The organism is Tistrella sp. (assembly GCF_002684955.1).
Lineage (GTDB): Bacteria > Pseudomonadota > Alphaproteobacteria > Tistrellales > Tistrellaceae > Tistrella > Tistrella mobilis.
The window spans coordinates 126318-148973 of the sequence record NZ_NYWI01000076.1 but is presented as its reverse complement, the minus strand read 5'-3'; the positions used below and the strand labels follow the sequence as shown (position 1 = coordinate 148973).

The 22656-nt window shown below is 69.1% G+C and carries 20 protein-coding genes and 1 pseudogene; 7 read left to right on the top strand and 14 right to left on the bottom strand.

The window, feature by feature from the left end:
- Positions 1-129 precede the first annotated feature (129 nt).
- The gene (locus CMO28_RS26070) at positions 130-951 is read right to left on the bottom strand and encodes a YdcF family protein (RefSeq protein ID WP_296719287.1); all 822 of its coding nucleotides are present in this window, start codon (positions 949-951) and stop codon (positions 130-132) included.
- Between the two features lie 197 nt (positions 952-1148).
- Here CMO28_RS26070 and CMO28_RS26065 point away from each other — a divergent pair, with 197 nt between their 5' ends.
- Positions 1149-2498 (top strand): globin-coupled sensor protein, encoded by a 1350-nt coding sequence (locus CMO28_RS26065; protein WP_296719284.1) that lies wholly within the window; start codon positions 1149-1151, stop codon positions 2496-2498.
- Positions 2499-2602: 104 nt separating this feature from the next.
- Here the strand turns inward: CMO28_RS26065 and CMO28_RS26060 are convergent, their stop codons facing one another.
- Complete coding sequence (locus CMO28_RS26060; protein ID WP_296719282.1) at positions 2603-3604, bottom strand: AraC family transcriptional regulator; 1002 nt, start codon at positions 3602-3604, stop codon at positions 2603-2605.
- Positions 3605-3880: 276 nt separating this feature from the next.
- Here CMO28_RS26060 and CMO28_RS26055 point away from each other — a divergent pair, with 276 nt between their 5' ends.
- Positions 3881-5059 (top strand): serine hydrolase domain-containing protein, encoded by a 1179-nt coding sequence (locus CMO28_RS26055; RefSeq protein ID WP_296719279.1) that lies wholly within the window; start codon positions 3881-3883, stop codon positions 5057-5059.
- 63 nt (positions 5060-5122) lie between these two features.
- Here the strand turns inward: CMO28_RS26055 and pepN are convergent.
- The 10 genes and pseudogenes from pepN to sugE form a co-directional block, all read right to left on the bottom strand.
- A pseudogene (pepN, locus tag CMO28_RS26050) lies at positions 5123-7785 on the bottom strand (aminopeptidase N).
- A gap of 97 nt (positions 7786-7882) precedes the next feature.
- Positions 7883-8203, bottom strand: coding sequence for an AzlD domain-containing protein (locus tag CMO28_RS26045; protein WP_014744727.1), 321 nt, complete (start codon positions 8201-8203; stop codon positions 7883-7885).
- Positions 8203-8970: an AzlC family ABC transporter permease gene (locus CMO28_RS26040; RefSeq protein ID WP_296719274.1), complete on the bottom strand. Its 768-nt coding sequence runs from the start codon at positions 8968-8970 to the stop codon at positions 8203-8205. Before CMO28_RS26040 ends, CMO28_RS26045 begins: the two co-directional genes overlap by 1 nt.
- 38 nt (positions 8971-9008) lie before the next feature.
- The gene (locus tag CMO28_RS26035; protein ID WP_296719271.1) at positions 9009-9299 is read right to left on the bottom strand and encodes a hypothetical protein; all 291 of its coding nucleotides are present in this window, start codon (positions 9297-9299) and stop codon (positions 9009-9011) included.
- A gap of 129 nt (positions 9300-9428) precedes the next feature.
- A complete protein-coding gene (locus CMO28_RS26030; RefSeq protein ID WP_296719267.1) occupies positions 9429-11024 on the bottom strand; it encodes an AMP-binding protein in 1596 nt (531 codons plus the stop codon).
- A gap of 4 nt (positions 11025-11028) precedes the next feature.
- Positions 11029-12333, bottom strand: a complete 1305-nt coding sequence (locus CMO28_RS26025) for a TRAP transporter large permease (protein ID WP_296719264.1) — start codon at positions 12331-12333, stop codon at positions 11029-11031.
- A complete protein-coding gene (locus tag CMO28_RS26020) occupies positions 12330-12806 on the bottom strand; it encodes a TRAP transporter small permease subunit (RefSeq protein WP_296719262.1) in 477 nt (158 codons plus the stop codon). Before CMO28_RS26020 ends, CMO28_RS26025 begins: the two co-directional genes overlap by 4 nt.
- A gap of 16 nt (positions 12807-12822) precedes the next feature.
- Positions 12823-13839 carry a TRAP transporter substrate-binding protein gene (locus CMO28_RS26015; RefSeq protein WP_296719259.1) on the bottom strand — a complete coding sequence of 339 codons (1017 nt, stop codon included), beginning with the start codon at positions 13837-13839 and terminating at the stop codon, positions 12823-12825.
- Positions 13840-14199: 360 nt separating this feature from the next.
- Positions 14200-14553 carry an HPF/RaiA family ribosome-associated protein gene (locus tag CMO28_RS26010; RefSeq protein ID WP_062763323.1) on the bottom strand — a complete coding sequence of 118 codons (354 nt, stop codon included), beginning with the start codon at positions 14551-14553 and terminating at the stop codon, positions 14200-14202.
- A gap of 165 nt (positions 14554-14718) precedes the next feature.
- The gene (gene sugE, locus CMO28_RS26005) at positions 14719-15039 is read right to left on the bottom strand and encodes a quaternary ammonium compound efflux SMR transporter SugE (protein ID WP_296719255.1); all 321 of its coding nucleotides are present in this window, start codon (positions 15037-15039) and stop codon (positions 14719-14721) included.
- A 234-nt stretch (positions 15040-15273) separates the two neighbouring features.
- On the opposite strand from sugE, the gene CMO28_RS26000 reads away from it, so the two are divergent.
- Together CMO28_RS26000 and CMO28_RS25995 are read left to right on the top strand one after the other, a co-directional pair.
- Positions 15274-15957 (top strand): NTP transferase domain-containing protein, encoded by a 684-nt coding sequence (locus CMO28_RS26000; RefSeq protein WP_296719251.1) that lies wholly within the window; start codon positions 15274-15276, stop codon positions 15955-15957.
- A gap of 97 nt (positions 15958-16054) precedes the next feature.
- Complete coding sequence (locus CMO28_RS25995; RefSeq protein ID WP_296719248.1) at positions 16055-16393, top strand: STAS domain-containing protein; 339 nt, start codon at positions 16055-16057, stop codon at positions 16391-16393.
- Between the two features lie 32 nt (positions 16394-16425).
- Here the strand turns inward: CMO28_RS25995 and atzF are convergent, their stop codons facing one another.
- Positions 16426-18249: an allophanate hydrolase gene (gene atzF, locus CMO28_RS25990; RefSeq protein ID WP_296719245.1), complete on the bottom strand. Its 1824-nt coding sequence runs from the start codon at positions 18247-18249 to the stop codon at positions 16426-16428.
- Positions 18250-18261: 12 nt separating this feature from the next.
- A complete protein-coding gene (locus CMO28_RS25985) occupies positions 18262-18981 on the bottom strand; it encodes a GntR family transcriptional regulator (RefSeq protein ID WP_296719242.1) in 720 nt (239 codons plus the stop codon).
- A 392-nt stretch (positions 18982-19373) separates the two neighbouring features.
- Between CMO28_RS25985 and CMO28_RS25980 the strand changes: the two genes are divergently transcribed.
- The 3 genes from CMO28_RS25980 to CMO28_RS25970 all read left to right on the top strand — a co-directional run bounded on the left by CMO28_RS25980 (position 19374) and on the right by CMO28_RS25970 (position 22622).
- Positions 19374-20501 carry a BMP family ABC transporter substrate-binding protein gene (locus CMO28_RS25980; RefSeq protein WP_296719239.1) on the top strand — a complete coding sequence of 376 codons (1128 nt, stop codon included), beginning with the start codon at positions 19374-19376 and terminating at the stop codon, positions 20499-20501.
- A 71-nt stretch (positions 20502-20572) separates the two neighbouring features.
- On the top strand, positions 20573-21691 hold the full coding sequence (locus CMO28_RS25975; protein ID WP_296719237.1) for an ABC transporter permease: 1119 nt from the start codon (positions 20573-20575) through the stop codon (positions 21689-21691).
- 4 nt (positions 21692-21695) lie between these two features.
- Positions 21696-22622: an ABC transporter permease gene (locus CMO28_RS25970; RefSeq protein ID WP_296719234.1), complete on the top strand. Its 927-nt coding sequence runs from the start codon at positions 21696-21698 to the stop codon at positions 22620-22622.
- Positions 22623-22656: the final 34 nt, after the last annotated feature.

Here is a 22656-nt window from a genome sequence, read left to right as displayed (position 1 = left end):
TGCCCAAAGATCCCGAAGTCATGCAAATTGCAGCGTGCATTCCTTCGGCAACACTCTCGCCAACAGACAGGTATAATGAGGTGCCGCGGCCTGCACAACAGCATCCTTGTTAAATCAAAACCAGAGTCTTCATTCAGACGCCGGGCGAACCACCGGAGCGGGAAAGATATCGTCCAGGCGCCCGGTCAGCCTGTAAGCGAGCAGACCCAGCCACTCACGCGCCGCCGTATGGATCTGCCACAGGCGATCGACGAACCGATAGTCGTTCCACCCCCAGATCGGGCCCGGAGCATTGTAGTCCACCGGGTATGCCTGGACATTCCAGCCATCGGCTATGAACACGCCGTATGATCTCGGCATATGATACGCACTGGTGATCAGGATCCAGGGGCGACCTGCCACGTCCCCGACGAGGCTGCGACTGAAGGTCGCGTTCTCCCAGGTATCCCGGCTGCGGCCTTCGATGACGAGGCGATCGGCCGGCACCCCCAGATCCCGCAGCAGCGCCTCGGCCACCGGCCCGCCGCTCGCCTCGGGATCGCTGTAGAAGCCGCTGCCGCCGGTGAAGACCACCGGCAGGTCGGGGCGCAGCCGGGACAGGATCGCCGCCTCGATGAAGCGTTCGGCCCCCGATCCGACCGCAGGCTGGCCATGGGCCCGGGTCAACCGCCCGTCTTCGGCGCCGCCGAGAACGATGATGCCGGCGAAATCCCCATCAACGACCGCCTGTCGCTCCATCTGTGGGAACCGATCCTCCAGAGGAGAGAGAAGCCAGTTATCCAACGGCGTGAAGAGCATCACGATCAGGGCGAGCCCGCCGGCGGTGCCGCAGAACCGTGCCAGACGGCGCAGACCCAGCCAGCGGATCAGGGGCGCCGCCGACAGCATGATCAGCACCAGCGTGACCGGCAGGATCAGATGCCCGACCAGCTTCGACAGCGAAAAGAACATGGTCGGAAATCCTGTCCGTGATGGGGTGGCGCAGACACCGGTCAAGCCGGCGTCCGCCCAAGCCGGATACGCATTCCGTAATCATTTATCAACCCTCTCAGCCTTAAGATTTGGTAACGGCTTGTCTCACGGCCGGCGACAGGCCGTGGGCGAACCCCAGAAAAGTGTCACGAACCAACAGGTTGGTCCCTCATATCATGGCTTCGCCCGTCACCGCTTCCGCGCTCGACGCCGAGCGTCTGCGTTTCCTCGGCATCGATGCCGCCACCATCGCCGATCTCGCTTTGGTCCGGCCGGTGATCGAGGCGGAGATCGAGGATCTTCTGGACGTTTTTTACCGCACGCTCGCGACCTACCCGCCGATGCAGGCGCTGATCGCGAAGCCGGGGATGGTCGACCATCTGAAAACGTCCCAGAAGGCGCATTGGACGGCGCTGATGTCCGGGCGCTTCGACGCCGACTACGTCGCGCGCGCCACCCGGATCGGCAATGCCCATGTCCGCATCGGGCTGGAGCCGCGCTGGTATATGGGCGGCTATCAGATGGTGCTGCAGCGCCTGCTGGCCGCCATTTCGCGAAGCTATCGCTGGTCGCACGACAAGCGGGAGCGGGCCATGTCGGCGGTGAGCCGGGTGGTGTTCCTGGACATGGATCTGGCGATGGAGCAGTACATCACCGGGGTCATGGCGCAGGTGCGTGCGGCACGTCTTGAAGCGGCGCGTGAACTCGACGCCTCGATCCGCGGCGTGGTCGAGGATCTGACCCAGACGGTCGGCCGGCTGGGCGGTGCCTCGAACGGGCTGACCAGTGCGGCCGACATGGCGCGGTCCGAAGCGAGCAGCGTGGCCGGCGCCGCAGAGCAGGCCGCCGCCAATGTCGATGCGGTGGCCGCCGCATCCGAGGAATTGTCGCGCTCGATCAGCGAGATCGCCGGTCAGGTGTCGCAGTCGTCGGAAATCGCCCGGCAGGCGGTAGAGGATGCCCGCCAGACCACGACCACCGTCTCGGGCATGCTGGGTGCCGCCGGCAAGGTGGGCGAAATCGTCCAGCTGATCAACGACATCGCCGAACAGACCAATCTTCTGGCGCTCAACGCCACCATCGAAGCCGCGCGCGCCGGCGAGGCCGGCAAGGGCTTCGCCGTGGTCGCGGGCGAGGTGAAGAACCTCGCCGCCCAGACGGCACGCGCGACCGAGGACATCAGCGCCCAGGTCGGCGACATGCGCAATGTCGCCTCGGCCACCGCCCAGGCGATCGACAAGATTGCCGAAACCATCCGGCGGATGAACGAGATCGCAACCGGTGTCGCCGCGGCGGTGGAGGAACAGAGCGCCGCCACCCGCGATATCGCGCTCAACATTCAACAGGTCTCGTCCGGCACCCGCGAGGTGACCCGCGGCGTGTCGGGCATCGAACGGGTGAACGCCGATACCAAGACGGCCGCGGACGAAGTGGCCGAAACCGCCCGGATGCTGGAGGCCCGCGCCAACCATCTGTCGACCGAGATGACCGGCTTCATGAACCGGCTGCGGGCCAACCGCGACTGACGGAGCATTGAGCCCTGACCATTGAGCATTGACCGGACAAGGCGCACCCGCGTCCGGTTGAGGAACGCCCGCAGGACCGGAGGGGGCCTGCGGGCGTTCGTCGTTCAAAGCCGCAGGGTCTCCGACGGCCGTTCGCCGAACCGGGCGCGATAGCTGCGGGCGAATTCCCCCAGATTGACATAGCCCAGCGCATAGGCGGCACGCGATACGGTCATGTCCGATCCGCCCGCCTGCAGCAGGCGGCGCACTTCCTGCAGGCGGCGTTCGCGCAGGAAGGCGCTGGGGGTATAGCCGCGGAAGCGCCTGAAGGCGTCGGTCAGGCTGCGCAGGCTGACGCCCGCCGCCCGGGCGACCTCGGTCATGGCCGGCAGGCTGGCCGCATGCTCGGCCATGTAGGCTTCGGCAAGCCTCACATGGCGCGGCACCACGCTGCGCCCCGGCTCGGCGGGGGCGAGCCCGGCCCAGGCGGCCCAGTCGTTCAGCAGATGAAGGCAGACCGTCTGCTCCAGATGCCGGCCGACCCGGTCGGCCGCCAGCCGGTCCGGCGCCTCTGCGATCGCCCGGACCAGATATTCCATCAGCGCAAGCCAGGCCGATCCCCGACCGCCGATCCGGCATTTGTGCTGCCAGAGCGCATCGCCCGGCACGAAACCCAGCCAGTCGCGGCAGGCCTGTTCCAGCACCGCGTGCGGGATGGTCAGGTTCAGCTGCAGATGGTCGGGGTCGAAATCGATCAGATGGTCGATGCGGCTGCAATCGGCCACGAAGCTTTCGCCGATACCGGTATCCTCGAATTGCCGCGCGGTCGCGGCGTGGCGGGCATTGCCGGCGATGGTGGTCAGCACCACCGCATTGCCGGCATCCTCGGACCAGTCCTGCACGCGGACCGGAATGCCATAGGCGAAGCGGGTGACGATGATCCGCCCCACCCGCGCCGAATGCATGGTCGAATCCGGCGTCGCCGCCATGCCCGTGGGCGCCACCCGATAGGGCATGTAGACCCGGTTCGACCAGTCGCGGATCTCGTCCCAGTCGCGGGAATTCACCTTGTGATGCTGGCGGATCGGGTTGCCCCGGGCGTCATAGATCAGCGCATCTTTCAGCATGTGCCCGCCTCCCCTGTCGAAGCACGCAGACGTCTTCCTTCCCCCTGCCCCCTTTGCGGGTGGCGCTTTGGCATCACGATAGCGTCCCGACCCGGCGGCTGGCGAGTTTCAGGCGGGTCTGCGGTGCAGAAACTGCCGATATCCGACAGGCGCTGCCGATGCCGGATAGAGACGGGCCGCCCCTGCCCGCTACCCTTGCCCGCCATGGGCCCCAAGGTCGAACCCCGCCCGGATCGAGAGCGGAGAGGCCTGAGGCTCCGTCCAGGGAGGATGGCAATGACCGAGACATTGAAAACCGCCGCCGATGCGGTGCTGAACCGGGCCGTGACCGAGGGCCCCGGTCTGCCGGGCGTGGTGGCCGTGGCGACCGATCGCGCGGGCGACATCTATCGGGGGGCCGCAGGCCGCCGCGCCGCGGGCGGGGATGCGCCGATGACGGCGGACACCGTCTTCGCGATCTTCTCCACCACCAAGGCGCTGACCGGCACGGCCGTGCTGCAGCTGGTGGAAGACGGCCTGCTCGACCTCGACGCGCCGGCGCGCGACTATCTGCCGGCGCTGGGCCGGGTGCAGGTGATCGACGGCTTCGAGGCCGATGGCAGCCCGCGGCTGCGGGCGCCGCGGCGCGAGATCACCACCCGCATGCTGCTGCTGCACACCGCCGGCTTCGGCTACGACTTCTTCAATCCGGTCTACGAGCGCCTGGCCACCACAAGGGGCCAGCCGAGCGTGATCACCGCCACGGCGGCGGCGCTCGATACGCCGCTGCTGTTCGATCCGGGCGAGGCCTGGGAATATGGCAGCAATATCGATCAGGCCGGGCGGGTGGTAGAGGCGATCACCGGCCGCCGCCTGGGCGAGGTGATGCAGAGCCGGATCCTGGATCCGCTGGGCATGACCGACACCGCCTTCACCATGACCGTCGACATGCGTGCGCGGCTGGCGGTGATGCATCAGCGCGAGGCCGATGGCAGCCTGACGCCCCTGCCCGACTTCATGCTGCCCCAGGATCCCGAGATCCATATGGGCGGCCATGGCCTGCAATCGACCGCCATGGACTACACGAAATTCATCCGCATGTGGCTGAACGACGGCATGGGGCCCGAGGGCCCGGTGCTGCGGCCCGAGACCGTGCGGATGGCGGAACAGAACGGGCTGGGCGAGATGAAGATCAAGATGCTGCCCGGCGTGATCCCCGCCCTGTCGAACGATGCCGAGTTTTTCCCCGGCATGCCCAAATCCTGGGGGCTGACCTTCATGATCAACGACGAGCCCGCCCCCACCGGCCGGCCGGCGGGGGCGCTCGCCTGGGCGGGGCTCGCCAATCTCTTCTACTGGATCGACCGGCAGAACGGGCTCGGCGGATTCTGGGCGACGCAGATCCTGCCCTTCGCCGATGCCGCCTCGGTCGGCGGCTATCTCGCCTTCGAAACCGCGGTCTATCGCCACAGCTGACGGGGATAAAAACAGGGGGCGGCGCCGTGACGGTGCCGCCCCTTCCCGGTCAGTCGCGCGACATCAGGCCAGCGACTTGCTGACCATCTCGTAGACATCGCGCGACAGGCCCTGGCGGGCGGCGATGCGTTCCAGCGCCTGGCGCATCAGGGCCTGACGCTGGTCGTCATAGCGCCGCCAGCGCTTGAACGGGCCCACCAGCCGGGCCGCGATCTGCGGGTTGCTGGCGTCCAGCGTGATGATCTGATCGGCCAGGAAGTCATAGCCGCGGCCCGAGGCCTCGTGGAAGCCGCGCGGATTGCTGGCGGCGAAAGCGCCGATCAGAGAGCGCACCCGGTTGGGGTTGCGCATCGAAAAGGCCGGATGCTCCATCAGCTTCAGCACATGGTCCAGCGCATCGGCGCGCGAGGCCGTCGCCTGAACCATGAACCATTTGTCGACCACCAGCGGCTCGTCCTTCCAGCGGGCATAGAAGGCGTCGAAGGCCGGCTGCGACAGCGCGTCTTCCTGGTCGGCCAGGACCAGCAGCCCGCCCAGCGCATCGGTCATGTTGTCGGCGGTCTCGAAGCGCCGGCGGGCGCGTTCCAGTCCGGCCGTACCGCCCGGGGCGCCCAGATAGGCCAGGCACAGATTGGCCAGCGACCGCCGGCCCACCGAGGCAGGATCGAAACTGTAGGGCTTGCCCGCATCCTCAGCCGCCAGCCGGTCGAAGACCTCCAGCAGCAGCCCTTCCAGGCTGCGGCCGATCTCGCGCCGGACGAACTGCCGGGCGGCGGTGATGCCCTCGACATCGATCCGGGTCATGGTCTCGGCCAGATAGCTTTCGCCCGGCAGGGTCAACGCCTCGGCGATCAGGGCCGGATCCAGGCTTTCATCGCCGATCGTGCGGGCGAAGGCATCGCGGAAATCCGCGGGCAGCACCAGCGGCCGGCCGGCGGCGACGTCGGCGATCAGGCGGTGGATCACCCGGATCGCATAGGTCTGCGCCGCCTCCCACCGGTTGAAGGCGTCGTCGTCATGGCCCATCAGGAAGGCCAGATCGGCATCTTCCGCACGCGTCTCCAGCTTGACGGGGGCCGAGAAGCCGCGGAGCAGCGAAGGTACCGGCCGCTCGGCCACATCGGCGAAAGTGAAGCGGGTGACGCGATCCTCCAGCACCAGCACCCGCTCGGTCGCGCCGGCTTCGGGTGCATCCGCCGCCTCGTTCGCCAGCCTGAGCGCGAGCGGCGCGCCGTCGGCGCCGATCAGCGCGGTGCGCACGGGGATCACCATCGGCTTCTTCACCGGCTGGCCGGGGGTCGGCTTCAGGGTCTGGGTGAAGGTCAGCTCGAAGCTGCGGCTTTCGGGGTCGTGGCGGGTTTCGACCGAAACCTCGGGCGTGCCGGCCTGGACGTACCAGCGGAAGAAATCGCCGAGGTCCAGCTCGTTGGCATCGGCATGGGCGCGGACGAAATCCTCGCAGGTCACCGCCTGGCCGTCATGACGCTCGAAATAAAGATCCATGCCCCGGGCGAAGGCCTCGGGCCCGATCAGGGTGTGGAGCATGCGGATCACCTCGGCGCCCTTGTTGTAGACGGTCGAGGTGTAGAAGTTGCTGATCTCGATATAGCTGTCGGGCCGGACGGGATGGGCGGTCGGCCCGGCATCTTCGGGGAACTGGGCGGCGCGCAGCACCCGCACGTCGTGGATGCGCGACACGGCCGCCGACTGGTGGTCGGCCACGAACTGCTGCTCGCGGAAAACGGTCAGCCCTTCCTTCAGGCTGAGCTGGAACCAGTCGCGGCAGGTGATGCGGTTGCCGGTCCAGTTGTGGAAGTATTCATGCGCGACCACCGCCTCGATCCGCCGTAATCGGAATCGGTCGCGGTGTCGGGGCGGGCCAGAATATACTTCGAATTGAAGACGTTGAGACCCTTGTTCTCCATCGCCCCCATGTTGAAGTCGTCGACCGCGACGATCATGTAGATGTCGAGATCGTATTCGCGGCCATAGGCCTGCTCGTCCCAGACCATCGCCTTCTTCAGCGAGGCCATGGCGTGCTCGCATTTGTCGGCGTTGCGCGGCTCCACATACAGCCGGAGCGAGACGTCGCGGCCGCTCATGGTGGTGAACGGGCTTTCGCAGAGCGCCAGATCGCCCGCCACCAGGGCGAAGAGATAGCTGGGCTTCGGGAACGGGTCTTCCCAGGTGATGTGCCGGAGCCCGTCTTCGCCGATCTCGTCGGCCACCGGGTTGCCGTTGGACAGCATCACCGGCAGCACCGCCGGATCGCCGATAATGGTGGTGCGGTAGCGCGCCATCACATCGGGCCGGTCGGGGAAATAGGTGATCTTGCGGAAGCCTTCCGCCTCGCACTGGGTGCAGAAGATGCCGTTGGAGAGGTAGAGCCCTTCGAGCGCGGTGTTGCCCGCCGGGTCGATCTCGGTCACCACCGTCAGTTCGAAGGCGGCCGGGACCTTGCGGATCACCAGGCGTTCCTCTTCCTGCAGCCAGCGGTCGGGGCCGACGGGCGCGCCGTCGATCGCGACCGAGACCAGCTTGAGCCCGGCGCCGTTCAGCACCAGCGGTGCATCGGCCGGCGTATCGGCGGTCCGCTCCATCCGCGAGACGGCGGTCACCCGGGTGGCATGCGGATCGAGCCGGAATTCCAGATCGATCGACGGCACCAGATAGGCCGGCGGGGTGTACTCGGAGAGCAGGATGGTCTTCGGCGTATCGGTCTTCATGCGCGTCCCGGTAGAAGCGAGGCGATGCCGGCCACCGGGCCGGCCTCATGCTTCGATCCTGCACCCCCATGCCGCCGGGGGCAAGAACGCATCGGCATCAGCCGCCGACGATACCCCCGGCCATGGCCCAGGCGACGGCGATACCGATGACGACGGTGATGGCAAGCGGCGCCCGGGCGAAGGCGGCTGCCGCCGCGGCGCCGGCAACCGCCAGCCCGGCCGTTACCCCGCCCTCGATCTGGAACACGCCGGGCACGATCAGCGCGCCCAGCGCGGCAAAGGGCACCGCATCCAGAAAGGCCTGAAGCCGGCGGCCGGGCCGCCAGCCCGCGGGCAGCAGCGCCGGCAGCACCCGCGGCACGGCGGTCGCCGCCGCCATGCCCAGGATGGTGATCAGCAGCAGGGTGTCCGACATCATCACCCGCCCCTCCCCAGCCGGCGCCCGGTGGCGTCGGTGGCGGGCTCGGGTGCCGACCCGCCGCCCGAGATGAAGGCATGGCCGCCGGCCACGCACAGGATGGCGACCAGCAGCGCGATGCCCGCCGGCAGCACGGCGCTCAAGGCCGCATTCAGGATCGCCGCGGCGCTCACCACCAGCGCCATCGCCGGCCGCGCCTTCAACCCCGGCACCAGCAGGGCGACGAACAGGGCATAGAGCCCGGCGGCCATGGCGGCGCGCAGATCCGCCGGCACCAGCGCACCGGCGGCGATGCCGCCCAGCGTGCCGGCGATCCACGACAGATAGATCGCAAGCACCAGCGTCCCCAGAGCGGCCGGCCGGGCCGCGGCGGGGTCGCGGGCGAAGCTCGCCGCCGCGAACGCCTCGTCGGTGATGCCGGCGTAAAGCGCCATGCGCCAGGGCCGCTTCAGCCGGCCGACCGCCGGGCGGATCCCGGGCAGGGCCAGGGTCATCACCATATGGCGCAGGTTCAGCACGCCCACGGCCAGCACGATCGCCGGCATGGCGGTGCCGGCCGCAATCAGCGCCACGGCCATGAATTGCGAGGCGCCGGCATAGACCAGCACCGACATGGCCACCGCCGCCCAGGCCGGCAGGCCGGATTCGGTTGCAAGCAGGCCGAAAGAGAAGGCCACGGAGAAATAGGCGGCCATGATCGGCAGGGCCAGTTTCAGCCCGGCGATCACCGGCGACGGGGTGTCGCCCGATCGATTGACATCCGACATCGGCGGGGGAGTCCTGACAGGTCGGAGGAATGCCCGGATCAGCCCTGGCGGACGGGCGGGGCCATCAGCAGCCGGCCGCGCGCGCCCGCGATCCGCTGCAGGGTCTTCATGCCGCGCACCAGATCGAACAGGCGCGGCATGTCGTCGGCGGCCCGTGCCGCACGCGCAGCGCTGCGGGTGCGGTCGTGCAGGGCCGCCAGATCGTCGAGCGCCAGCGCCATCAGCATGGACTCGACGGCGGGACGCTGCGGATCGGCCTCGGCCAGGGCCAGCACCCGAGGCACCGGCACCGGCCGCAGATCCGACGCGGGAGAGGACGAGGCGAACATGGGGTCGCATCCTCGGAGGAGAGAGGAAACCGGATGCGCCGGGCAGGCGCCCGGTCACAGATGGCCCTCACCGTTCCCCAGCCGCGGGCCGGCGTCAAGCCATGTCGCGCACAACCACGGATTTTTCATCTAGATCTTCCGTTCGCGCCCCTGCCAATAGCGGTCACGGATCTTGCGCTTCAGCACCTTGCCCACCGGGCTGCGCGGCAATTCGGGCCAGATTTCCACATGTTTGGGGGTCTTGACCCCGCCGAGTTCAGCGCGGAGCCGCAGGGTCAGCGCCTGCACATCGACCGCATCGGGGGTGGCAGGCTCGACGATCGCGGTCACCGCCTCCCCCCAGACCGGATCGGGGATGCCGATCACCGCACAGTCGCGCACGGCGGGGTCGGCCAGGATGGCGCGCTCCACCTCGGCCGAATAGACGTTGAAGCCGCCGGTGATGATCATGTCCCGCGCCCGATCGACGATCGAGACATAGCCGGCCGCGTCCATGAACCCCAGATCGCCGGTGCGGTGCCAGTCGCCGAAACGATGTTCGGCCGTCAGCTCCGGCCGGCCGTCATAGCCGGGGGTGACCAGGCTGCCGCGGAAGCAGATCTCGCCGGTCTCGCCGCGCGGCAGTTCCCGTCCCCCGGGGTCGCGGATCGAAACCTGAGACGCGATCCCCGGCCGGCCGGCGGAAACCAGGCGGGCATGATCCCCGGCATCCAGCGCCGCCACATGTTCGGCCGCGCTCATGAAGGTGCCCATCAGCGGGATTTCGGCCTGGCCATAGCCCTGAACCAGAACCGGGCCGAACAGGGCCATCGCCTCGGCCAGCTTGTCGGGTGCCATGGGGGCCGCGGAATAGATCAGATAGCGCAGCGACGACAGGTCGTGGCCATGGGTCGACCGGTCGGCCAGAATCATATAGACGACCGTCGGCGGCAGAAAGAGATGCGTCACGCGATAGCGTTCGATCGCATCCATGATCACCACGGGATCGGCCTTGGGCAGGATCACGGTGGTGGCCCCGCCGGCCGTCAGCGGCAGCGCGATCACGCCCGCGGCATGGGTCATGGGTGCGGCCACCAGATGCACCGGCCGTTCGCCTTCGGGCATGGGCATATGCGCCCAGATCGACAGGGTCAGGGCCTCCCACATCCGGTCGGTCCAGACCACGCCCTTGGGCCGGCCGGTGGTGCCGCCGGTCGACAGGATCGCCGATACCCGGTCGGGATCATGCACCGGGTCGGGCGCCGGCGGCGGCGGGGCCGCGATCAGCTCCGCCGCCCACACCAGATGTAACGGCCGCACGGGCGGTTCCGGCAGAACGCCGGCCCCCAGCAGCAGCACCGCCCCGATCCCCGGCGCCGCATCCAGGATCTCGGGCAGGTCAGGCAGGAAGGCATCGGCGATCGCCAGCACGCCCACCCGCGCCTGGTTCATGATGAACAGATTCTCAGCCAGGGCGTTGCGGGCATTGATCGGCACCCAGACCACGCCGGCCCGCATGCAGGCCAGCACGGCGGCAAACCCCATGGCCGCATTGGGGGAATAGACGGCCACCCGCAGCTGCCCCGCCCCATCGACCGGCAGCCCCGCCAGCCAGCCGGCCAGCGCCTCGATCCGGGCATTCAGGCCCCGATAGTCGATCGGCGGATCATCGCTTCCGACCTCTATCGCCGCAGCCGCATCGGGGGCCAGCTGCAGGCCGCGCAGGAACGGGTCGATCGGACGCATCGCTTCACCCCATGGTCGATGGCAGCCACAGCACGATGCCGGGCGCCAGGCAGATCAGGAACACGCGCACCAGGTCGGCCGCGACGAAGGGGGCGACGCCGCGATAGATGGTGGCAAGGCCGACATCGCGGGCGATGGTGTTCAGCACCAGCACGTTCAATCCGTAAGGCGGGGTGATCAGCCCGATCTCCACCGTCATGGTCACCACCACGCCGAACCAGATCGGGTCGAAGCCCAGCGCCACCGCCACCGGATAGGTGATCGGCACGGTGAGCACGATCATCGCCAGCGTGTCGAGAACGCAGCCGAGCAGGAAATACCCGGCCAGCATCGTCGCCATCACCCCCCAGGGCGACAGGCCGGTTTCGGTCAGGGCCTGAACCAGCAGCTGGGGCGCCCGGGTCAGGGCCAGGAAATAGCCGAAGACCAGCGCGCCGATCAGCACGACCATCACCGAGGCGGCACTGCGGGCGGCCTCGGTCAGGGCGCCACCCACGGCCGCCAGCGTCAGCCGGCCGCGGATCAGCCCCACCGCCGCCACCGCCAGCGCGCCCATCGCACCGGCTTCGCTGGGGGCAAAGACACCCAGATACAGCCCACCGATGATGCCGAGAAAGATCGCGGCCACCGCCCAGAGCCCGCGCAGGCTGGCGAAGCGTTCGGCCCAGCCGGCGGGCGCACCGCCGGGGGCGGCTTCCGGCCGGCGCCGGGCGATCAGGGTCACCGTCAGCGCATAAAGCGCCACGGCCAGCACGCCGGGCACGAGGCCCGCCACGAACAGCCGGCCGATATCCTGTTCCGTCAACAGCCCGTACAGGGCCAGCACCAATGAGGGCGGGATCAGAATGCCGAGCGTGCCGCCGGCGGCCACCGTGCCGGCCGCAAAGCCGGGCGCATAGCCCCTGGCCCGCATTTCCGGCAGGGCCACCCGCGCCATGGCGGCGGTCGAGGCGACCGACGAGCCGCAGATCCCGGCGAAACCGGCGCTGGCCAGAATGGTGGCGAGGCCGAGCCCGCCCCGCGCGCGCCCCGCCCAGGCATGGCCGGCCGTGTACAGCTCTCGCCCCAGCCCGGTGTGGTTGGCAAGCGCGCTCATCGCGATGAACATCGGGATCAGCAGCATGTCATAGCCGGTCAGCGTGCGCAGCGGCGACTGCACCGCCACCGCCGCCGCCGGGTTGAAGCCGATCAGCGCCGCAATGCCGCCCAGCCCGGCGATGAGCATGGCGAACCCCACCGGCACCCGCAGCAGGGCCAGCAGAAACAGGCCGCCGAAACCGCCGAGGGCGGCAATCCCGCCATCGATCATGTCTCCACGTCCCCCTCCACCGGGGCCAGCAGCCGCAGCAGGGCCAGCAGCGCCGCCACCACCAGCCCCGCCGCCATCACCAGATGGGCGGGCCAGAGCGGCAGCTGCAGATCGGCCGTGGTTTCGCCCGAACGCAGCAGCAGATCGGTGCCGAGCACGCCGGACCGGGCGAGCAGCACGGCACCGGCCAGCGCCCCCGCCCCGCCCAGAACCGCCACCACCGCCGCCAGCGGCCGCGGCAGGGCCCGGGCGATATCGATCCGGATCAACTCGTCGGCCGCGATAGCGGCGGCGATCCCCCAGCAGGCGGCGATGCCGCCGGTCAGCCGGACCAGATCGAAACCGTCGGGCACGGCATAGCCGAAAAGATAGCGGGCAAGAGCCGTCACCCCGCCCGCCACCACGGCAAGACCCAGTGCGGCAGCCGCCGCCCTGCCGGCGAAGCGCCCGGCGGCCGCCACCCCTCGTGTCAATGCCGCCTGCATCCGGTCAACGCCCGGCGGGCGGCGGTGCCGCCGCGATCGCGGCCTCGAGATCCGCCAATGCCGCAGCGCCGTCGATGCCCTTGGCGGTGGCATCGGCAATCCACTGGGTCCGGAAGGGCTTGCCGGTTTCGGCCCAGAGTGCACGCTGCGCCGCATCGGGAGTGGTGAACACCTGGTTCGGCAGGCCGGCAAGCGTCGCCCGGCCGGCGCGTTCCCAATCGCCCCAGGCGGTGGACTGGCGCACGGCGTCAGCCACCGAGCAATGGGCGTCGACCGCCGCCCTGGCATCGCCGCTCAGTCCCTGATACCAGCGGGTATTGGCAAGGTAGAGCACCGGCACGCTGTAGAGCGGCAGATCCATATGGTTGTTCAGCACCTTGTCGAGCCCGAAGGAGACCAGAGTGCCGTAGGCGAGCGTCGCCGCATCGATGACGCCCCGTGCCGCCGCCTCGCGCGCTTCGGGCGCGCTGATCGACACGGCGGATGCGCCCATCGAGGCGAAGAGCCGGCCGACCAGGGCCGAGCCGGGGCGCAGCTTCATGCCCTCCACATCCTCGGGCACCGTCACCGGTTTGCGGCTGTGCAGGATGCCGGGTTCCTGAACGATGCCGAGGCAATAGGTGACCTCGGGCATTTCGCGGGGGGCGAGCGGCCGGTACCAGCTGTCGAAGGGGGCCGCCGCCTGTGCGGCCGAGGGCACCAGGAACGGCAGTTCCAGCACCGACACGATCGGGAAGCGGCCGGGGGTGTAGCCCGGCACCACCAGCGCCAGATCGGCGATGCCGCTGGCGACCATGTCGTAATGATCGCGCGCCTTGCCCAGCTGTTCGGCCGGGAAGACCTGCACCTCGAGCGTGCCCTTCGAATCGGCGGTGACCGCCTTCGCCCAGTCTTCCACCCCCTGATGCAGCGCATGGGTGGTGGGCACCCAATGGGCGAAGCGCACCGCCTGCCCCGCCGCATCGGCCCGATCGCCCAGCCCCAGCAGCATCGACGCCACCGCCAGGCCACACGTCATCATCCGCCGCATCCGCCTGCGGCGGATACCCGTTGCCGTTTCCGTCATCTGACCGTCCCCTCGCCCTGTCTGACGTGCCCGCCCGATGATGCGCTGCCCGGTACCCGTCTGCTGCGATCATACAGTCTTATGGTTGAATGGACCGGCACATCTCTTCTGTGAGGGTTATATCAGCACGTATGGTTTTTCAAGGGGTTTGATCATCGCGGGACAGGCGCATACCCCGGCAACAGAAAGGCCCGCCGGAGGCCGGCGGGCCGGTTGGAGATCTGCAATGATCCATGCCCGTCCTGAGCAGGGATCAGTCCCTTTCGGGAAGGGATTTGGCCCTTTCGGGAAGGGATCAGGCCCTCCGGGGCAGGATCAGGCGATGCGGCGCTCGCGACCGCCGCGGCGCTGCGACAGCCGGGCCGCCAGCTGCCGGCGGGCGGTATCCATCGCATCGCGGACGACCTGCACCACATCGTCGGGGCCGGAGACGCGCGGGCGGATACGGGTCACCACGATATCCGGTCCGGGCACGGCCATTTCCACCCGCACCGTCAGGCCCTGCACGCGATCGTCGGGGGTCCGGTTCGCTGCCTCGATCACGATCTGGAGCTGCTCGATACGACCGCCCATGCGGTAGAGAAGCTCAGCCCGATCGTGTATCGCCGTCTCGATCGCCGGGGAACGGTCGAGGTTGCGGAAAGTGATGGTCGGCGAACCTTTGGTCATGATCGGTCTCCATCTGGATCAGGGCTGCAGCCGAGGCGCCGCAGCCTCTATTAGTCCAGTTGGGCGTGGTTCATGCGCAGTTCACGGCTTGACAAAAACTTCTTCTGCGTTCCTGGCCGTTCAGGGCTGCGACCTCCCGCCGCAGCCCGAAAACGCAATTTAATGTCAATGAGATGCCAGGATCTTCAAACCCGCGATGCCAGAGACGATCAGCAGGATGCAGGCGAGGCGCGCCGCGGTGGCCGGCTCACCCAGCACGAAGATGCCGAAGAGCACGGTGCCGACCGTGCCGATCCCGGTCCAGACCGCATAGGCGGTGCCGAGCGGCAGAGAGCGTAGCGCCACCCCCAGCAGGACGACGGAAGCGGCCATCGCTCCGGCGGTGAGCACCGAGGGCCAGAGCCGGGTGAAGCCATGGGTGTATTTGAGCCCGACCGCCCAGCCGATTTCGAACAGGCCGGCGATGACGAGAATGATCCAGGACATGCGCGGAGACCTCCCGCAGTGAAGCGCAGGGTCGTCCCCGCAGAGGCGCCGGTCCTGACATCGACCTCCCGGGCCGGTATCGGGCGAAGGGTCGTCCCCTCGCGGCGCGTCACGATCCCCGTGATATAGCGGCCTTGCCCTGGTGCGTCCAGAGCGCGGATGGCTGGCCCCGGCGACCGGGGAATGCCAAGATGACGGCAGGCACCGCCCCGCTTACCGCAGAAGGGACAGGCGATGACGGCACGGACGGAGATCGCGGGACTGATCCTGAATGGCGGCCAGGCCGTCCGGATGGGCGGGGTCGACAAGGGTGCCCTGGAACTCGCCGGCCGGCCGATGCTGATCCATGTCATCGACCGCATCCGCCCGCAGGTCGGCCATCTGGCGATCAGCATCCGCGCCGGACGCACGCTCCCCCGCATTGCCGGCGACGCGCCACCCGGCTGCGCCTCGGGCGCGCTGCGGGCGCTGATCGATCAGCCCGGCCCGCCGATCGGCCCGATCGCCGGCATCGAATCAGGTCTCGCCTGGGCCGCCACGCTCACCCCCTGCCCCCGCGCCCTGCTGGTGGTGCCCAACGACGCGCCGCTGCTGCCCGAAGATCTGGTGCGCGGCCTGCTCGCCGCCCTGCCCGCGGGCGGGCCGCCGCGCCCGGCGGTGGCGGCCAGTTTCGGCCGCATCCATCCGGTGGTCTCGCTCTGGCCGCTGGCGCTGGCGCCCAGGGTCTCGGCACTGGCCGATACCGCCCGGGCCTGCGCCACCGGCGGCGGCAGGGCCGCCTCTCTGGGTGGGGCGCTGGCCGCGCTGGGGGCGGTTGCCGCCGACTTCCCCGCCCGCCGGGATGGCGGCGATCCCTTCCTCAACATCAACACGCCCACCGCCCTGGCGGTGGCCGATGCGGCGGCCCGGCGCGGCTGAGCGCTCTCCCCACCTCGACATCACATAATACCGACATGAAACTGTCATGATTCCCGGGCATGATCCGCTGGACCTTTCCGACCAGGAGCACGCCCAGATGCAGATCTCCGTCCACAAATCCGACGATGCCGTCACCCGGATCGTGCTCGAGGGCCGTCTCGACGTCGCCGGCAGCGCCACTGCCGAACTGCCCGTCTCCACCGCCTGCGGTGCCGCGAAGAACGTGATCGTCGACATGACCGGCGTCGCCTTCCTGGCCTCGATCGGCATCCGCCTGCTGCTGGCCAATGCCAAGGCGGTCACCCGCCGCGGCGGCCGGATGATCCTGGTCGGCGTGCAGGATCAGGTGCGCCAGACCATCACCATGTCGGGCCTGGCCGACCTGCTGCCGATGGTGGATGACGAGGATACGGCGCGCCGGCAGATCGCCGGCTGACGCCGCCGCATCTCCTCTCCCCAGTCTCAATCTCAGGCCGCGGCCTGGCTCGCCATCCAGGCGCGCCAGCCGCCATGGCCGGTGATGTCGCGCGCCTCGGATGCCGCCGCCGCCTCGCAGATGAAGCCTGCGACCGTGCCGCCATCTTCCAGCACCAGCGTGCCCAGACCCAGCGGCGCGGCGATGCCGGTCACGAAACGGCCGAGCGCCGCCACCGGCATCCGCCAGATTTCGACCGCGATCCCGGCACCGCCCTCTTCCACCCGCACCAGCCCCGGCCGGGCGGGGGACAGCTGGTTCAGCGCATACAGCCGGTAGACCGGCGCCGTGGTCGCCGCCCGCACGAACTGCGCCCCGGCCGCGACCAGCTCGCCATTGAGCGGCAGCCCCGCCATATGGGCGCCGACCACGGCCAGATCTACCGTCCGCCCGGCCTCCAGCGGTCCGCGCGGGCCCGCAGGCCCAAGCGGCAGCCCCGTGGCGCCGGCGGTCAACCCGGCCGCCCGGTGCAGCCGGTCGCCCAGCGCCAGCAGCCGGCGATCGGCGAAAGCCGGCGCGAACAGGGTCACGCCGAAGGGCAGCCCGTCATCGCGAAACCCGGCCGGCACCGCCACCGCGGCATAGTCCAGCAGGTTCATGAAGTTGGTGTAATAGCCCAGATTGCTGTTCAGCCGTACCGGATCTGCCTCCAGCGCCGCCACGGTATAGGTCGTGCCGGCCGTGGGGGTGATCACCAGATCGACCGCATCCCACACGGCATCGCAGACCTTGCGCAGCTCTTCCAGCCGGTACATGGCGCGGAAGGCCGCGACCGCGGTCACGCCATGGCCGCCCTCGATGATCCCGCGCACCACCGGATGGCCGGCCTCGGGGTTGGCGGCCAGGAAATCCCCCACCGCCACCGTGCGCTCCGCGACCCAGGGCCCCTGATAGAGCAGGCGCGCGACCTCGAGGAAAGGCGCGAGATCGATCTCCACCGCCTCGCCGCCCAGGCTTTCGAGCCGGGCGACGGACGCGGCGAAGAGCGGCGGGTTGAGCCGGTCGCCGAAGAATTCCAGCGCATCGGCGGCGGGCACGCCGAAGTGGAAGGCCGCGGGTGCCGCCGGCAGGGGCTGGCCCGCGGGCCAGGGGGCCGGGCGCGAATAGGGGTCGGCGGGATCATAGCCGCCGGCCACATCCAGCACGGCGGCGGCATCATCGGCGGTCTGGGCGAAGACGGTGACGCAGTCGAGCGAGCGGCAGGCCGGCACCACGCCGGCGGCGCTGACCAGCCCGCGGCTGGGCTTCAGCCCCACCGTGTTGCCGAAGGCGGCCGGCACCCGGCCCGAGCCGGCGGTATCGGTGCCGAGCGAGAACGAGACCAGCCCGGCCGCGGCCGCAACCCCCGATCCCGAACTCGACCCGCCCGAGACATACTCGGCATCGAAGGCGCTGCGGGGCGCACCCCAGGGGGAACGGACGCCCACCAGACCGGTCGCGAACTGATCCAGATTGGTCTTGCCGATCAGCAGGGCGCCGGCCGCCACCAGCCGCGCCACGACCGTGGCTGACTGCTCAGGCATGTAGGTGAATTCGGGGCAGGCGGCCGTGGTCGGCAGCCCCGCCACATCGATATTGTCCTTCACCGCGAAGGGGATGCCCCAGAGCGGCAGCCCCGCGGGGCCCCGCGCCATCAGCGCCCGCGCCTCGGCCAGCAGATCCGCCTCGTCGCGCAGCAGGATCCAGACGGCCGGGTCGGGCCAGGCGCGGATCCGCTCGAAGGCGAGCCGCACCACCGTCACGGGGTCGGTCTCGCCCGCGGCATAGGCCGCGGAAAGCCGGGCAATGTCGAAGGCGGCAGGCAGGGTGTCGGTCATCGGGCGACGTCCTTAAACGGGCTGGTCGGATCTGGTCGTGCTGCGGGCGCGGGTGCCGACATAGGCGACGGAGGCGGCGCTGACCGTCAGCACATGGGCGCGGGTCTCGGCCGCGGCGGCCTCGGCATCGCCGCGCAGGATGGCCTGCACCATGCGGTCATGTTCCTCGCAGGACGAGGCGAGCCGGCCCAGAACGTTGAACTGGGCGCGCCGGAAAGGCGCCAGGCGCTTGCGGGTCAGCCCGACCAGTTCCTCCAGATAGGAATTATGGGCGCCGGCATAGATCGCCTGGTGGAAGCGGGTGTTGAAGGCGGCATAGTCGTCGGTGGCGCCGGCCCGCACCGCGGCGGCGCTGTCCAGATGCAGCGCCTCCAGCCCGCGGCGTTCGGCGCCGGTCATATGCAGGGCGGCCAGCCGGGCCGCCGCGGCCTCCAGCTCGGCCATGGCCACGAACATCTCTTCCAGCCGGGCCTCGGACATCACCATCACCAGCACGCCGCGATTGGGCCGGCGTTCGGCCAGGCCCATCGTGCAGACCTGGCCCAATGCCTCACGCACCGGCGTACGCGAAACATCGAAGCGGGCAGCCAGTTCATGCTCGTCAAGCCGCACGCCCGGCAGCAGGCGGCCTTCGATGATGTCGTCGGCAATCGCACGGGCAAGGGTATCGGCCAGGCTGCGACGCAGCCCGCCCGGCGGGTCGTCGGCGGCGGGTCGGATCTGATCGGTCATCGGGGGCCTTCGACTGCTGATGCGGGGGTCAGGGGCTGCATACGAGTTTGCATGCAAAGTGCCAAGTCGGCAAACGCCATATTTTTCTCTTTTAGAACAATATATTAATTCAATAACTCCGGAGAGTTCCCCCGGATTTTTCGGGCACCATCCTCATATATGATTATGAATTAATCATTGCATACAATTTATGCATATAAAATAGACAAACACATGCAGTCAGCCTCTGCGTTGGCGGCGCAACTGCCGGCTTCTTCTTTTTGAATCAATCCATTGCGATGGGCGGGGGCGCTTGGCACGCGGCTTGCGGACGGCGGATCAGACACGGCCGATCAGCCCCCATCGCCCGTCCGGCCCCACAGCCCGCCCGTCCCGAGGAGGATGCTCTCGTCATGGCCCATGATTTCTCCCTCAACCGCCGCACGCTGCTGAAGGGCGCCGGCGCGCTCGGCCTGCTCGGCGCCACCGCGGGCCTGCCGCTCAGGCGGGCTCTGGCGGCCGGCAAGCTGACGGTCGGCTTCATCTATGTCGGGCCGCGCGACGATTTCGGCTACAACCAGGCCCATGCCCAGGGTGCCGCGGCGGTGAAGGCGGCCTTCCCGAACGTCACGGTGCTGGAAGAAGAAAACGTGCCCGAGACGATCGAGGTCCAGAAGACCATCGAGAGCATGATCAATCTCGACGGCGCCGGACTGATCTTCCCCACCTCCTTCGGCTATTACGATCCGCACGTCATGAAGATGGCGGAGAAATATCCCGACGTGACCTTCCTGCATTGCGGCGGGCTCTGGGCCGAGGGGCATCCGAAGAATGCCCACAGCTATTTCGGCTATATCGACGAGCCGCAATACCTGTCGGGCATCGTGGCCGGCCATGCCTCGAAAACGAAGAAGCTGGGCTTCGTCGCCGCCAAGCCGATCCCGCAGGTGCTGCGCAACATCAACGCCTTCACCCTTGGCGCCCGGTCGGTCGATCCGACCATCACCACCCAGGTGATCTTCACCGGCGACTGGTCGATGCCGGTCAAGGAGGCCGAGGCCACCAACAGCCTGGCCGATCAGGGCGCCGACGTCGTGACCTGCCATGTCGACAGCCCCAAGGTGGTGGTGGAGACCGCCGAACGCCGGGGCATGTTCACCTGCGGCTATCACGCCACTCAGGCGCCACTGGCGCCCAAGGGCTATCTCACCGGCGCCGAATGGAACTGGGAGAGCCTTTATCCCCGCTTCGTGAAGGACGTGCTGGCCGGCACCGACATCCCGTCGCTGGTTCGCGGCGGGCTGAAAGAGGGCATCGTCAAGACCTCGGCCTATGGTGCCGCGGCGCGCGAGGCCGGGCGCGCCGCGGCCGATGCGGTCAAGGCGCAGTTCATGGCCGGCGATTTCGCGATCTTCAAGGGCCCGATCAGGGACAACAAGGGCGCCATCGTCATCGCCGACGGCACCACCCGCGGCCAGACCGACATCGCGCTTGAAAAGATGGACTACCTGGTCGAGGGCGTCATCGGCGCCACCGCCTGATCGGCCACCTCCCCCAATCGCCCCCTCCCCCCGCATCCTCTTCCATCGCCGTCAGGAAGTCGCGCAGCGCCATGCTCCAGGCCCGGACGATGTCAGACCCGAAACTCCGGCAGGCGGCCGAGGCCGTCGCCATTCCCGTGCTGGCGGTCGCGGTCAGCATGGTGCTGTTCGGCGCCTTCGTGGCGGCAGTGGGGGTGGACCCGATCGAGCTGTACCAGCTGATGTATCGCGGCGCCTTCGGCACCTGGTTCTCGTGGCAGAACACGCTTCAGCGTGCCGCCCCGCTGCTGCTGGTGGCGCTGTGCACCGCCCTGCCCGCCCAGATGGGGCTGGTGGTGATCGGGGCCGAGGGGGCGCTGGTGCTGGGCGGGCTGGCGGCCATGGCGGCCGGCCCGCCGCTGGCCGATGCCGGGGCACCGGTATTGCTGGTCCAGCTGGCCATGGCGGCGGCCGGCATGGCGGCCGGTGCCGTCTGGATCGGCATCGCCGGCGGGCTGCGCCATGCCCGCGGCGTCAGCGAGACGATTTCCAGCCTGCTGATGGTCTATATCGCAATCGCGGTGCTGAACCACATGGTCGAAGGGCCGATGCGCGACCCGGCCAGCCTGAACAAGCCCTCCACCCCCGCGATCGGCGATGGCTTCATGATCGGCGACATGCCGGGCATGGATGTGCATTGGGGCTTCGTGATCGGCGTCGTCTTCTGCCTGGCCGCCTGGGTGCTGATGTTCAAGACCACCTTCGGCTTTGCGGCCCGCATGGTCGGCGGCAATGTCCGCGCCGGCCGGGCCGCCGGCCTGCCGGTCGGGTGGCTGATCGTCGCCGTGACCATGATCGGCGGCGCGGCGGCCGGCCTCGCCGGCATGGTCGAGGTCGCGGCCGTCCATGGCCGTGCCAATGCCACGCTCGCCGCCGGTTATGGCTTCACCGGCATTCTGGTCGCCTTCCTCGCCCGCCAGAACCCGCTCGCCATCATCCCGGTCGCGATCCTGATGGGCGGGATCGGCGCCAGCGGCGGCCTGCTTCAGCGCCGGCTGGACCTGCCCGACGCCACGGTTCTGGTGCTGCAGGGCATCCTGTTCGTGGTGCTGCTTGCCAGTGAAACCCTCTATGGCCGGCTGCGCCTGCCCTCTCTCCCCCGCCGCCGCAACGCCGCCCCCGCGGCACCGGCCGCCACCGGAAAGGCCTGATCCCATGGAAGACGCGGCTCTGGGCTGGTGGGGCGTGCCGCTGGCGGTGATCGCAGGCGCGATCCGCATCTCCACCCCCTTCCTCTTCGTCAGCCTGGGCGAATGCCTGACCGAGAAGAGCGGCCGGATCAATCTCGGCCTGGAAGGCACGCTGGTGATGGGCGCGATGAGCGGCTACGGCACCGCCTATCTCACCGGCTCGCCCTGGGCGGGCGTGCTGGTCGCGGGCCTCGCCGGCACGGCCTTCGGGCTGCTGCATGCGCTGATCTGCGCCCTGCCGCGGGTCAACGACATCGCGGTCGGCATCGCGCTGATGCTGCTCGGCACCGGCCTCGCCTTCTTCCTGGGCAAGCCCTTCATCCAGCCCACCGCCCCGCATCTGCCGGCGATCAGCCTGGGCTTCTGGAGCGAGGTGCCGCAGATCCGCGCGGCGCTGGAGGTGAACGTGCTGTTCGTGATCGGCGCGCTGCTGGCGGTCGCGATGCTGTGGGCCTTCCGCGCCACCCGCTGGGGGCTGATCATCCGCATGGCCGGCGACAGCGCCGATGCCGCCCGCGCCATGGGCTACGACCCCGACCGGGTGCGGATGTGGGCAACGATGACCGGCGGCTTCCTGGCCGGTGTCGGCGGCGCCTTCCTGTCGCTCTACTACCCCGGCAGCTGGAATGAAGGCCTGTCGAGCGGCCAGGGCATCACCGCGGTGGCGCTGGTCATCTTCGCCCGCTGGAACCCGATCTGGTGCTTCTATGCCGCACTGCTCTTCGGCGGCGCCAGCACCCTCGGCCCCGCGCTCCAGGCGGTGGGCGTCACCCAGGGCTACTACCTGTTCAACGCCGCCCCCTATCTGCTGACCCTGGTGATCATGGTCCTCGCCTCTTCCTCGCGCCGCCGCCTGGCCGGCGCACCGGGCGAGTTGTCGGTCACCCGCTGATCCCGCCCTCACGCCCGTCTGAACCGAGGATGTC